This is a genomic window from Rosenbergiella gaditana (assembly GCF_018494065.1).
Classification (GTDB): Bacteria; Pseudomonadota; Gammaproteobacteria; order Enterobacterales; family Enterobacteriaceae; genus Rosenbergiella; species Rosenbergiella gaditana.
Window position 1 is genome coordinate 1 of the sequence record NZ_JABBFR010000015.1, and the last position, 13,946, is coordinate 13,946.

General features: G+C 48.4%; 9 protein-coding genes and 2 pseudogenes. 1 reads left to right on the forward strand and 10 read right to left on the reverse strand.

The window, feature by feature from the left end:
* Positions 1–464 precede the first annotated feature (464 nt).
* From HH682_RS11240 to HH682_RS11260, 6 genes and pseudogenes are all read right to left on the reverse strand, one after another.
* Positions 465–2,096 (reverse strand): GMC family oxidoreductase, encoded by a 1,632-nt coding sequence (locus HH682_RS11240; RefSeq protein ID WP_214237644.1) that lies wholly within the window; start codon positions 2,094–2,096, stop codon positions 465–467.
* 29 nt (positions 2,097–2,125) lie between these two features.
* Positions 2,126–3,562, reverse strand: a pseudogene (locus HH682_RS11245) (c-type cytochrome).
* A 112-nt stretch (positions 3,563–3,674) separates the two neighbouring features.
* Positions 3,675–4,055 (reverse strand): annotated as a pseudogene (locus HH682_RS15850) (sugar dehydrogenase complex small subunit); the annotation flags it as partial.
* A gap of 12 nt (positions 4,056–4,067) precedes the next feature.
* Positions 4,068–4,256 (reverse strand): hypothetical protein, encoded by a 189-nt coding sequence (locus HH682_RS15855; RefSeq protein WP_250318674.1) that lies wholly within the window; start codon positions 4,254–4,256, stop codon positions 4,068–4,070.
* A 196-nt stretch (positions 4,257–4,452) separates the two neighbouring features.
* On the reverse strand, positions 4,453–6,732 hold the full coding sequence (locus tag HH682_RS11255; RefSeq protein WP_214237645.1) for an FdhF/YdeP family oxidoreductase: 2,280 nt from the start codon (positions 6,730–6,732) through the stop codon (positions 4,453–4,455).
* 118 nt (positions 6,733–6,850) lie between these two features.
* Complete coding sequence (locus HH682_RS11260; protein WP_214237697.1) at positions 6,851–7,267, reverse strand: DoxX family protein; 417 nt, start codon at positions 7,265–7,267, stop codon at positions 6,851–6,853.
* Positions 7,268–7,572: 305 nt separating this feature from the next.
* Between HH682_RS11260 and HH682_RS11265 the strand changes: the two genes are divergently transcribed.
* A complete protein-coding gene (locus tag HH682_RS11265; protein WP_214237646.1) occupies positions 7,573–8,337 on the forward strand; it encodes a tyrosine-protein phosphatase in 765 nt (254 codons plus the stop codon).
* Here the strand turns inward: HH682_RS11265 and HH682_RS11270 are convergent.
* From HH682_RS11270 to HH682_RS11285, 4 genes are all read right to left on the reverse strand, one after another.
* Positions 8,334–8,978, reverse strand: coding sequence for a ZinT family metal-binding protein (locus HH682_RS11270; RefSeq protein ID WP_214237647.1), 645 nt, complete (start codon positions 8,976–8,978; stop codon positions 8,334–8,336). The two genes, HH682_RS11265 and HH682_RS11270, sit on opposite strands and share 4 nt — an antisense overlap.
* A 292-nt stretch (positions 8,979–9,270) precedes the next feature.
* Entirely contained in the window at positions 9,271–10,776 is a 1,506-nt protein-coding gene (gene proP / locus HH682_RS11275) for a glycine betaine/L-proline transporter ProP (protein WP_214237698.1), read from the reverse strand.
* Positions 10,777–10,881: 105 nt separating this feature from the next.
* A complete protein-coding gene (locus tag HH682_RS11280) occupies positions 10,882–12,609 on the reverse strand; it encodes a thiamine pyrophosphate-dependent enzyme (protein ID WP_214237648.1) in 1,728 nt (575 codons plus the stop codon).
* 74 nt (positions 12,610–12,683) lie between these two features.
* Positions 12,684–13,931 carry an aromatic amino acid transporter gene (locus HH682_RS11285; RefSeq protein WP_214237649.1) on the reverse strand — a complete coding sequence of 416 codons (1,248 nt, stop codon included), beginning with the start codon at positions 13,929–13,931 and terminating at the stop codon, positions 12,684–12,686.
* Positions 13,932–13,946: the final 15 nt, after the last annotated feature.

A 13,946-nucleotide genomic window follows, 5' to 3' on the forward strand; every position in this document is an offset into this window, starting at 1 on the left:
TTTCCGGGTTTATTAACGCCGGAAGTGCCTGAAACTGCATGGATACTGGCATCAATGATAAGAATAAATAAAACCTATGTTTTCTTTACTCGCCTTTTCTGCTCAAAAAATACACTTAGCGTACGATCTCGTACGGTTGGGCTTCAGACCCCTCATCCAACTTAATGCAGTGTGGAATGGCATAGCGGATCGGGCACGTTGAGGCTGGTCTAACTTCGCCTTTCCAGTGTCTTGCATGAACGTCACAAAGCTTACTGTGGCATGTACAAGCGCTTCTCTGAGGCATTCACCTTTACCAGATAAGGTAAGGCCGTGTTTGCCTACTGATACGCGGTTGTAATGCTCTGTGGCGGCCTGGGTTTATTTCAGTATGTCTGTTGTTAATGTTTTTCCCTCATACAATACCGATTACCGAACTGGCAGGATAAGGTGTATGACCGCCCCATAAGGGGCGGTATTGACGCTTAGGCGTGGAGCATCTCTTTCTTAATGCTGTCGCAAGCACGCAATGACAGGGCGACCATACTCAGTGTTGAGTTAACGGTTCCTGCCGCCGCCATCGCCCCACCGGAAGCAATATAGAGATTTTTGTGGTCGTGGGTTCGCATCCACTTGTCGACAACGGAGTCTTTCGGATCATGGCCCATAATGGTTCCACCCATAATATGGTTATTAGGGTTAAACCATGGGGTCATCTCTATTTCCGTTGCACCGAATAATTTCGCAATGTTCATCAGGTGTTGACGAGAATGCACCGCGGAACGGCGAACATAATCACCGACATCATAGGTAACATGTGGAAAAGGGATCCCTAATTTATCTTTACGCTGTGTACTGAGGGTAAGGCGGTTATCTGGGTGGGCCAATACATCATGGTTAACGTAAATATCCATCCCACAGGCGGCGCGACGACGAATCTCTTCATCTAGCTTCTTACCGACCAGCCCCATTTGCAGTGCTTTTACGCCGGCTTTATGGTTTTGTGAGGTGTTATTCATCCCGATTTGGATCGCCGAGTGATCACGTCGGAAATCGCCGTCACGAAAGTTGGTGATCGAGCTCATTTGTACGGATCCGCCGCCGGTCCAGATCGGTTCTGCGGATTGGAAACTCATTAAGATCCCAGGGTGATCCATCATATTACGGCCAACCTGACCGGAGCTGTTGGCGATACCATTAGGGGTACGATCGTTCGCTGCCAGCAGGAGAAGCTTCGGCGTTTCAATACCATTACCTGCCAGAACGAACGTTTTCGCCGTTACCGTATGCGAGACTTTGTCTGGGTCGTAATAATGCATCGCGGTAATATTGTTATCTTTATCGGTATCAATGCGATAAACCACCGCATTGGCGATAAATTTCGCTCCTGCATTCTCTGCCTTCACCACACTGTGAATACCATTATACATCGCACCAATTGGGCAGATTGGCATACAGTTATTGTTACCCCAGCATTGCGGACGGCCATCATAAGGGCGGCTGTTACGTCCCTGAGGAACAGGGGTGTTAATATATCCCGCTTGGGCAACCACTTCGGTAAAGCGACGGTCGGCAGGGCCATAGGGCATTGGCTCCATCGGGAACGGCTTTTTACGCGGCGCAACATACTTTAATGAGGTATCGTTCGGCCCGTTAACGCCAATCAGCACTTCGGCACGGTAGTAATAATCCTCTAGCTCGTCATAGGTGACCGCCCAATCGCGTCCTACCCCGTAAGTGCTATGCAGTTGTAAATCGGCGGGAAGGAAGCGCCAGCAGGACGCTGCCCAGTGCCAGGTTGTTCCCCCGATCCCTTTAATCATCCCTTGGCGAAAGGCACTGGCATCAGGGCCTGAGACTTCAGGATACTCGTTGTAAGGATTCATCTGTGGATGTACCGCCCAAGGCTGGGCGGGGTAAGGCGTCGCATAGTCAGATTCTGACTTGTTTACCGGTGGCATATTGCGCCAGTTTTCCACGACCTCTCCGCGTTCCCAACGCGGACCTGCTTCGAGGACTACTACGGATAGGCCGGCTTCGGCTAACTCTTTGGCCACTGTACCGCCACAGATCCCTGCTCCAACAACCACGACATCTGCACTATATTGTTCTGACATAACACCCTCTCACTACGAATTCGAATGGCTTATCCACGGGACTTTTTACGCGAACGGCGAATAACCAGTAATATAATAATCAAGACCACCAACACCGCCCACCGAGGGTGGCTGGCCCTGCGACGCGTGCGAGTAGAGGTTGTGCCCCTCCTTGACGCAACGCTGTAACCTGTTCAGGGGTTACCTGCAGATCGGGATTACCATATTGTTGGAAAATATAATTACTTAGGCTGGCAATTTGCTGATCACTCAGGGCCTGCACTTGTGAATTAGGGCCAAAGCTCGGCATTAAGACTTCTTTACCTTTCACTTCACGCTGTACACCAAAGAGAATGGCGGAGACCAAGTTGTTTGGCGTATTCCCCCCCCGTTGCGGTGTTATGCGAAAGCGACGGATAGAAATGGTCAGCGGTACCTTGCCCATCAGGCTGGTGACAGCTTGCACAAGCACTGTCGTACAGCGCTTTACCGCTCATATCTTGGGGTAAACCAATACCCAAGTCGGCGGTGCCTCGTACTTCACTGTCGACATTGGAAGCTTGTCCAAAATCACCCGTCGCTTTGGCTTGATGCGGTTGCGAATGGGCCGGTAGGCTTTGTAGGTAAGTCACTATCGCGTCAATATCGGCATCATGCAGATGTTGGAGACTGTTGGTGACCGCCTCTGCCATAGGACCAGCCGCTTGTGCTTTACCCAGGACATCGCCAGTTTGTAGGTACTGCTTTAATTGATCTCGTGACCAGCTACCTAAACCACTCAATTTATCTGCAGTGAGGTTTGGTGCATACCAGCTGCCTAATGCGGCGCCACTCAGTGCATCAGTCCCTTGTTTCTGGGCCATCATTAGGTTTCGAGGTGAGTGGCACTCACCACAGTGCTCAAGATTATCGACGAGGTATTTTCCTCGGTTCCATTCGGCACTTTGTGAGTCATCGTTTTGGTAAGTACCGGATTTCAGGAACAGTAAGTTCCAACCAAACATCATCTGGCGGAGATTAAACGGAAAACTGAGTGCAGTGGTTTTATTCTCGGTATTGACCGGCGCAACACTGTGCATAAAGTAGGTGTAGAGCGCATGGATATCATCATTCGTTAACCCGGCGTAAGAGGCATAAGGCATGGCCGGATAAAGATGGGCGCCGTCACCACGAATACCATGACGTACCGCTTGCTCAAATTGTCTTTCCGTGTAGGAACCGATGCCAAATTGTGTCGACGGCGTGATATTGGTCGAGTAAATCCCCCCCATCGGCGAGTGTATGGCATAGCCGCCAGCAAAGGGATGCTGAGTGGTCGGGTCGGTATGGCATGCTGCGCAGTCTGCGGCAATGGCTAAATATTGCCCTTTAGCAATTAAATCTTGTTGCGTCTGCTCAGGTGAAGGCGCTTGTACAGGAACCTGTTCAGCGGCATAAGTGACGCCAGCGAAGCCGCTTAAACCAAGACAGATTGCCGAAATTTTCAGGGCTAATTGACTCGCACGTAGGCGAGTGGAAAAAAATTTCTCACGGTAACTCCAAAAGGTGGAATTAGTTATCGGTAACATTTTTTTGAATGCGACTTAGCCAATCAAAAAATTAAAATATTAATAAACGATCAACCGGTGGGGGCTCAGCCGTCCAGTAATCAGGACCATTATGCGCGTAAGTCGGAATGACCATACCGTCACGAGGCACCTGGTACATCAGCGCATTTTGGTAAGAGAGCACCTGTGCGTGGTGGCTATTGTCCACGACGCCAAGATACCAGCCGCGAATGATAGTCATCATCACATCATGCAGCGGTTGCCCTTGCAGTTGCTGGTCGAGCGTTTCCACATCGGCGGGTTTATGCTCGTCGATCCACTGGCTTAAGGCTGCGTATTGATCCGAAAACTGCGCAGAGTGCTGATGTAGCGCATCCCAGAGACGCTGACCTAAGGTGGTATCAAGCGTGTGATGGCCGGTTAACAGGCGAGAAACCTTAAGAAATTAGTTTAGAGTTTGTGGATCCGGGGATAAAACAGCGGCTTTCTCGGAAGTTGCCGCAATGGCTTGCCCTGTGAGTACACTATCGATGGCGAAACTGGCGACTACTCCACCGGATTGACCAAAGAGGCGACGACGGGCCGCGCCCTCTTTGCTTAGACCTTGCTCAAAAATTTGTTTTTCGTCTTTCATCGTATTTATTCTTAGATTTAGTCATTCAATGGAACGCTATGCGTAACAAAAGAGTAACGTAATTTTTTGTAAAAATACTCAAAAAAAAGATTTAGATCACAAAAAAACATTTTTAAACAATTCTGATAAATTTTCCTCATTAACTCGGGGAAGTACTGATGACAGGTGGCTAGGTGGAGAGCACCTAGCCAGTAAGTTAAGCTATGTTGTTTTCGACAACCAACAGCTTGACCGGTAAGGCTTTATAAGCCGGAGTACCGCTCTGTTGATCGCGATAACTTAAGGGAATAAGAATATTGGCCTCGGGGTAGTAAGCCCCCACCGAGCCTTTGGCGATGGCATATTCAATTACGGTAATATTCTTCATTTTCGCTTGGCAATTGGGTAAGGCGGTAACAATATCCACGACATCGCCATGTTCTAGGCCTTGTTCACTCATATCTTCTGGGTTCATAAAGAGCACATCCCGTCGACCAAAGACGCCGCGATAACGATCATCTAAGCCATACAGAGTAGTGTTGTATTGGTCATGGCTGCGTAATGTGATCAGGCGCAAGGCCTGCTGCTCACTCAAGGCGTGATCTTCATTAAGTCCAGGGTAGACCATAAAGTGCGCCCGACCTGACGGCGTTGGCCATTGTCGTTGGGTAGGAGGCAATGGCATGCGAAATCCACCGGGTTGCTCAATACGTTGGTTATAGTGCGTAAAGCCAGGAATCGTTGCTTCAATGGCATCGCGGATGCGGGCATAGTCTTCAACGTAGTAGGCGTAATTGATGCGAGAGTGAGGTAACGTCGCCTGTGCGATGCCGGCAACGATGGCGATTTCTGAAAGTAACGCTGGCGAGGCGGGTTTCAGTTTACCCGCCGAAGCATGAACCATCGACATACTGTCTTCCACGGTAATCGATTGTAGTCCGGTTGCTTGTCGATCAATTTCGGTGCGACCTAAACAAGGAAGGATCAGTGTCTCTTTCGCAACCAGCAAGTGGCTCCGATTCAGTTTGGTCGCAATATGGACACTCAGTTCTAACTCTTTTAATGCAGGAAAGCAGTGTTTCGGATCGGGCAGTGCGACGGCAAAGTTTCCGCCTAAACAGATTAACGCTTTTGACTCGCCACGAATAATGGCCTCCATCGCGGCAGCCGCATCGTGACCATGTTCACGTGGTGAGCGTATGCCAAAGAAGTGGTCCAGATCCTGTAAAAAACGCTCGGTCGGTTTCTCAGAGATCCCAACGGTTCGGTTCCCTTGAACATTTGAATGACCGCGTAATGGGCAGATCCCCGCGCCATCCTTACCAAAGTTTCCACGCATCAACAGGAGGCTAGCAATTAATTGCACATTTTCCGTACCGTGTTCATGCTGAGTAATGCCCATACCATAGGTGATGATGGTGGCTTGCGAATTCGCGTAATGTTCTGCCACTCGGGTCAGCTGTGCGACGCTCAAGCCACTGGCTTGTTCAATGGCTTGCCAAGAGGTGGCGCGTAGATCGTCAGCAAATTCGCTAAAGCCGAGGGTGTGTTCTTCAATAAACGAATGATCCAGCACATCTTTATTAATGACCTCTGCCTCTAGCAACGCTTTGGCTATACCTTTTAGTGCTGCGGCATCGCCTCCAGCTTTGACTTGATAGTAGGAAGAAGCGATATCCGTTGACTGATAAGTCGCCATCTCCAACGGATTTTGCGGATCAGCGAAGCGCTCCAAGGCCCGTTCTTTCATCGGATTGAACACGATGATCGGGACATTACGGCGCGCGGCTTCATGCAGTGTTCCCATCATCCGCGGATGGTTAGTCCCTGGATTATGGCCGATAGAGATGATCAGCTCAGTTTTGTCGAAGTCTTCTAAGGAGACCGTTCCCTTACCTATACCGATGGAGTGCGGTAATCCAACGCTGGTGGCTTCGTGACACATATTCGAACAGTCAGGGAAATTATTACAGCCATATTCGCGGATCATCAGCTGATAAAGATAAGCAGCCTCGTTGGAGGTTCGCCCGGAAGTATAAAACTCAACCTGTTCGGGCAAAATACCCTGTAAGGTGTTACCGATAAGGCTAAATGCCTCTTCCCAACTCACTGGCTGCAGGGTATCGGTGCTAGCGTTATAGCGTAGCGGTTGGGTTAAGCGGCCATAGCCTTCCAGTTCATAATCACTGCGTGTCAGTAGGGTGCTGACCGGGGTCTTACTCAGAAATTCTGCTGTCACCCGTCGAGATGTTGCTTCCCAGGTTACCGCCTTGGCACCGTTCTCACAAAACTGAAAGGTGGAGTAGTGGTTCTTATCTGGCCAAGCACATCCCGGACAGTCGAAGCCATCGGGCTGGTTGGTGTTAAGGAGTGCTTTGGGCGCAACTAAGGTATCCATCTGCGTTTTCACGGCAATAGCCGTGGCTTTTAATGCCCCCCAGCCACCTGCTGGTCCATTGTAGGGATGAATACCAGGAACATGACGCTTGGTCGACATAGTTAACTCCAATAGGCTAGGGGATTGGCTTAATTATAGGCGCCTAATGATGTCAAGCAAGAGTGAGAAGTGTGTCTAGAAATGAGGGGATGGGACCGTGGCGCATCCCCCTAACGGATTATTCTTTAGAAATACTGTATTTTCCCGCGCCTAATAGCATCACGACCAGGCCGCCGACTAAATAAAGGGCTTCGGTTTCTAATGCCCATGCTCCTACATCCGTGGTGTCCCAGAAGTTTGCACCGGCAATCAGTACGACAGCAAACACCATATTGACGGTATAGGCGACTGCGGCTATACGAGTGAAGAGTCCGACAATAATACAGAGTGGGGCGACGATCTCTCCGATATAAGCGCCGTAAGCGAGTAAACTAGGAAGGTGGTGAGCTGAGAGTATCGGGGCAATCCACGATACACCGTGAGTTAGCTTGAAAAATCCGTGAAATAACATCAAACCGCCCAATAATAGTCTGATAAGTAAGCGCCCAGCGTTTGGGTGATCCACGGCATGATTAAATTTGGTGAGTAGTGTCATCACAGCATCTCCTGTTGAAAAACCAATCATATAGCGGAATAGTTTCGTGATGAAATTGAATAAATTTGAATAAGATAGCAAAAAATTTTGGGGTTAAATTCACTAAGTCATCGACTTTTCAAGTCGAGATTAAGCGTAAGAGACTCAGTATCAGTGAAGTAATGTGAATTATCGCCAAGTCCCAGTACGACTCATGAACCCTGATGCTGAGCATCTTTTAGTAAGTAAAATGGCGGTATGATGTCGCACTCTGCTCGTCATTATTGCGTTGAATAGGCTGCGGCCTAGAGGAGAAAAACGCCATTATGTCTCAACACATTACATTGGAAAGTATTGCTAATTTTCGCCAACTAGGTGGACTAACTGCGAAAAATGGAAGGAAAATTCGCGCAAATTGCCTTTTCCGTTGCAGCGCACTGGATCGGCTCAATGAGCCAGATTGTCAGCAATTAGTGCAACTCTCTGGCGTTACCATTCTGGATTATCGTGATAGGTATGAAGCGCAGGCCAAACCTGATCGGCAGTTTGCTGGAGGAGAATACCTTAATATTCCTGCTAATCCGCCTGATCTAGCGGTGGATGCCAAAGTGGTGGAGTTCTCACCGCACGCCATCGAAGGGTTAGACGTTGATCGCTTTATGACTCAGCTCTATCAGCAGTTACCCTTTAATAACCCTGCTTGGCAACAACTGATCGACACCCTAAGCCATGTAGAGACGAATACTGTCATCCAGCATTGTGCGGTAGGTAAAGATCGTACGGGCATAGGCTGTGCGATCACGCTATTGCTATTGGGGTGTGAAGAGTCTGTCATTATTGAGGATTATTTGGCGACCAACGGGAAATTAGAAAGTATTGGCCAGCGAGCTTTAGCCCAGTGGCCAGCCAGTATCAGCGACACCGCACGGGTTAATTTCCAACAGTTACTCTCTGTCGATGAGGCGTGGTTGACCGCCGCCTTTATCGCGATAAAGCAGCGTTATCCTTCAACTGAACAGTGGCTTGAACAAGAATATGGCGTTACTGCTCAGCAACGCCAGATCATTCAAGCTAAGTGGCTAGAAGATTAATGATGGATCATATCGTCAATAATCTCTTTTTCCATCATTTGATACGGGAAGTAGGTCGGCCAATGATTGAGTTCGCTAAATAGCGCTTCTTGTGAATCATTACCGAGGAAAATGTGGAAGTGATCAGAGTGATGTGGCGCAATACGATGATCACTAAACTGCAAGTATCGCGGGGCTTTCGACGCAGGATCATGGCATTCAAACAGATACCTTACCCCACGTTTTCCTGAGGGATAAGTCAGAATTTTATAGCCAGCATTTTGGTAGTGACAGGTGGTTTTGTTCTCGCCTTTAAAAAACTCGACCACGCCATTTTCTATTTCGATACTGTCGATATCCGTCTGATAGCCGGTTTGGTAATAGCGGGTGATCTCGGCTGCAGACTTCTGTTGTGCGGCCGCTTTCGCTTCAAATACCGGTGCTAAAGCCCCTTTTTGCAATAGAGGGTAAACTGACTGCCATACGCCGTCCCAATCAGAAAGGGGGCGGGCCGCGACTTGTTGGTCGCTAAACTCCCCTTGCGAAATCTTTTGCTCTTCCGCGCTCATCGAATGGCCGTGACTGCCATGTGCCCAGACTGTCCATTGAACGCAGCAGAGTACGGTTAAAGCTAGCCATTTTGATAGGGTGGTGAATGCCATGGTAAATCCTTATTTATGTTTTGTTATAACATAACACAAATGACGAAAAGAAGCGAGAGATGTAGGTAAAAATGGCACAAACGTAAAGTGAATCGGTTATAGCATTTATGCTGTGGTAGGGGGGTTAATGTCTACCGTTTACACGGGTAACTCTTTAGTCAGGAGGAGCCGTATTGAATGAATAGTGCCTGCAGTGGGTGAGATAAATGTCGTCAATACGCTATATCTAGATACCTTAAATTCGCTAATCATAATTAAAAACGGCTACTGAGTGGGTAGCCGTTTGCAGAGATTAATGATCAATTTTTGGATGTTGATCGACTAAATTACGGCGTTTGTTTTTCAACTCTTCTAACTGTTGATCAATATCTTCAATACGCTGTTCGATACCATCATGATGTTCTTGCAGCAGCTCCTTTGCTTCTTCCAGTGATGAGGCAGCAGGGGTTCCACCATACAGCGGCTTATTGGCGGTTTCACGCATGGTGATTCCGGTGACGACACCGATAATGCCGACAACGACGAGGTACCAACCCGGCATATAAAGATTCCCGGTGGTTTCTACTAACCATGCAGTCAGCGTTGGTGTAATCCCGGCTATCAGAATCGAGATATTATAGGTACTGGCGAGTGCACTGTAGCGTACTTCGGTAGGGAACATAGCGGGTAAGGTTGAGGCCATTACACCAATTAAACAGTTAAGAATGATGGCTTGAATCAGTAGGCCGAAAAATAGGGCAACTAAACTGTGTTGCGTGATCAGCATAAACGATGGAATAGAGAACAGTACCATCGCCAAGCTACCGATAATAATAAAGGGACGACGTCCAAATTTATCACTGAGGAGTCCCATGATCGGTTGCACAAATAGCATGGCGACCATGATAACGACGATGATCAACACACCGCGATTTTCGGAATAGTGTAAGTCGTGGCTCAGGTAGCTAGGGACATAGGTCAATAGCATGTAATACGCCACGTTAGTGGTGATGACGATACCGATACAAGAGATTAGATTACGCCAATGTTTACGCGCAACCTCTTTGAAAGGAACGGAAGGACCTTCGCTTAAGCCCTGCTTAGATCCTGCTTCCAACGATTCAATATGTTTTTGGAACGCTGGCGTCTCTTCTAAGGCATGGCGTAGGTATAGGCCAATAAACCCTAATGGCAGTGCGAGGAAGAATGGGATACGCCATCCCCAATCGTTGAAAGTCTCTTGACCTAAAATCGCATTCAATAAGACGACGACACCGGCCCCACAAATAAAGCCGACCAGGGAACCGAAATCGAGCCAGCTTCCCATAAACCCACGTTTACGGTCAGGGGAGTATTCAGCGACAAAAATCGAGGCGCCGGTATATTCACCGCCGACTGAGAACCCTTGCACCATTTTGGCGATCAGTAACAAGATTGGCGCCCAGATCCCGATCGTATTATAAGAGGGAATCAGACCGATACAGAAGGTACTGAGAGTCATCAAAATAATGGTCATAGCCAGAATTTGTTGTCGACCATATTTATCGCCTAATCTGCCGAAGAACATCCCGCCTATCGGACGAATGATAAAGGGAACAGAGAAGGTAGCAAGGGCTGCGATAATTTGGATACCTGGTGAGGCATGAGGGAAGAAAACTTTACCAAGAACAGTGGCGACATACCCGTAGACACCAAAGTCAAACCACTCCATGGCATTCCCTAGGGCGGCAGCGGTGATCGCTTTTTTTAGCCGACTATCATCAATGATGGTGACATCATTGATACCCATAGGTTTTACTTTTTTTCGTTTAATTTTCAGCATAGGCTTTCCTTACGTAATTAAGACCCTGAATAAAGCAAAGCTATAAGCATAGACTACTCTCCCCAAAGCGTCGCTTAGGGGAGTGAACAATTAATCGAACAGCTATTTACCGAGCTTCTGACTTATCTCACTGCCAACGAAGCTGGCCACATCGGCCAACCGACCGTGAAATAGCGCTTTTGTTGCGTACAGAGCAGTGTCGGCGACTTGAGTTAACGAGATTTCAGGCGGCATCACCAGCTCATTAGGATGAGTATGAACGTCTAAGAGCGCGGGGCCAGGGTGAGCCAGAAAACGCTCAATTGCCTCTTCCAAGGTTTCGGCTTCGACGACTTTTTGGCTATAAAGGCCTATGGCGCCGGCGACTTTAGCAAAGTTATCATTTTTCAACTTGGTGTAGTGATCAAGTAATCCTTCGACCTTTTGTTCCAACTCGACAAAGTTTAGTGAGCCATTATTAATTACCACCAGTTTAACCGGTAACGCTTCTTGTACCAGCGTGAACAGGTCGCCGAGTAGCATACTTAATCCGCCGTCACCGCATAAGGCGATAACTTGTCGCTCAGGAAAGGCGACTTGTAGACCGATAGCTTGCGGCATGGCATTTGCCATGGTGCCATGCAGCAGACTGGCAAGAGTCCGTCGGGTGCCTAAGCTATCAATGTGACGTAAAAGCCAAACCATTGCTGACCCGCCATCGGCGGTAAACAGTGCATCTTTTGCCGCGTGTTGGTTGAGCAGACTCACTAAATATTGCGGATGAATGGGGTGACCGGTGGCGCGTTGTTCTTCCTTACGACGGCGATTGACTGATTTATCACGTATTTTGGCTATTTGCTGAAAAAAGTGATCGTCATCGTGCGAATCAATTAGCGGAAGCAGTGCTGTAAGGGTATCCGTAACCCGACCCACTGCGCCAAAAGTAATAGGGTGTCGGCGACCAAGATGGCTAGCCTGTTGGTCAATTTGGATAATAGTCGCTTTATCGGGATAGAACTGTGACCAGGCAAAATCAGCCCCTAGCAATAATAAGACGTCACACTGTTTAATGGCCTCAAATCCTGCTTCGCACCCAAAAATGCCGGTCATCCCTACGGAATAAGGATTGTCGTATTCGATAAAATCTTTACCGCGTGAGGTGTTAACGATAGGGGCCTTTAGCTTATCGGCTAACGCGACTAAGCCATCATGGACTCCCTCACAGCCTGCTCCTGCATAGAAGGCAACACGTTTCCCTTTATTAAGTAATGCGGCGACAGTTCGCAGTTCGTCAGGATTAGGGGTCAATTGTGGTTGTGGCTGCCAGATCGTCTGTGTCACGGCCTGGGTTTTCGCTTTACTGATATCCACAGGGACCACTACCACGGCGACTCCCCGCTTATTAAGTGCAGCTTGGCAGGCTCGTCGGATAACGGCTGGGGCTTGGTCGGCGGTAAGGATTTGTTCACAGAAAACGGAGCAACTCTGGTAGACGGAGAGAAAGTCGACCTCTTGAGGAAAATCATTACCGAGTAGCTCACTACTGATCTGGCTAGCGATAAGGATAACAGGCGCACGATTACGGTGGCTTTCAAATAGACCGTTGATAAAGTGTAAGCCACCTGGGCCACAGGAGCCAGCGCAGGCCGTCAGTCTATCAGCCATAAGGGCTTCAGCTCCGGCCGCAAAGCCTGCAACCTCTTCATGGCGAACATGCAGCCATTTTATCCTACTGCGGCTCATTTCATCGGTGATGTAGTTTAGCGTATCACCCACCACGCCATAGCAGTGTTGTACACCGGCTTTTTCAAGCTGTTCAATAATGAGTGAAGCCACTGACCGTTCAGACATGATAGACCCTCAATGCACATTTTGATTAAGTATAGTGCGGGTCTATAACTCTGTTGATCAGGTAGCACGTATCCCTAAAATTCAGGGATAAGATGCAGCTGGCTGCCTATCCACGCAATAATATTTACCATGCCGAAGAGTACCACCAGCAATATCGCGACCTTATGGCTGATGCGACGGGGCTTGCCCTGTGCGAAGCGATCATGGGCGTTCCAAGCAAGGAGTGCAGGCGTAAACAGCGCCCAGAACGTCGCGAGTAATCCGGCATAACCAATGGCCATCAGAAAGCCTTGAGGAAAAATAATTGAAGCGATTAACGGTGGACAGAAGGTGATAAGGGCGGTTTTTGCACGCCCCTGTTTACTGTTTTCACACCCGAGTTTATCGGCGACAAAATCAAACAGACCGACTGTTACACCTAAGAATGAACAGATCACCGCAAAGTGCGAAAAAATATCCAGCAACAGCCCTAATGATTTTTGGGAAACTCGATCGTGCATCGCTTGGATCAGCGCATGAATGTCGCCGCCTTGACGGCTAATCTCAGGAAAATCTTGTCGCGGTATATTGCCCATGGTGCAGGTCAGCCAGAAAAGATAAATCACCAGTGCAAAAAGCGTCCCCCAGATTAATGCTCGCCTCACTTTACGCTCATTACCTTGGTAGTAGCTAATTAAGCCGGTGATATTGCCGTGAAAGCCGAAAGAGGCAAGACAAAAGGGTACTACCGCGAATAAATAAGGGAAATAAGAAGAAGGATGTTCGGCACTATCTTGTGGGGTAAGCAGTTGAGATAGTTCAACATGACGGATTAATCCCCCAAATAATATAAAAAAGAGCAATAGCTTAGCGACTAAGCAGAGGGTAATTAGCCGACTGACTCCTTTGGTACCAAGCCAAACGACCAGTGCGACCACTGCGGTCAGCAACCCTTTAGCTTCTGCGCTATTGAGCGGGAGACCAAGAGTATTTAATGATTGCTGGTATACGGGGCCACTGGCTGAGATATAGGCGTAAGTGAGGATACCCAGTACAAAGGTAATACTCAGGCCATTAAGTCTCCGCCACCACTTAGGCGTAAGAGCCTGAGTGAGTGTGTCGTACCCGGCACCGAGTGGAAAGTTGAGACTCACTTTCATAAACAGTAATCCAGATAACAACATACAAAACCAACTGACGCCCAGCATGATGACTGACCAACTATACCAAGCCCCAGCCATTACCACCGGGAGCGTGAACATGCCTGCACCCGCTACGGTGCCACAGATTATCATTGATCCCCAAGCACTCGATGGTAATGAGGTCTTATTCGAATGGGTCATCTGTACTCCTCAATG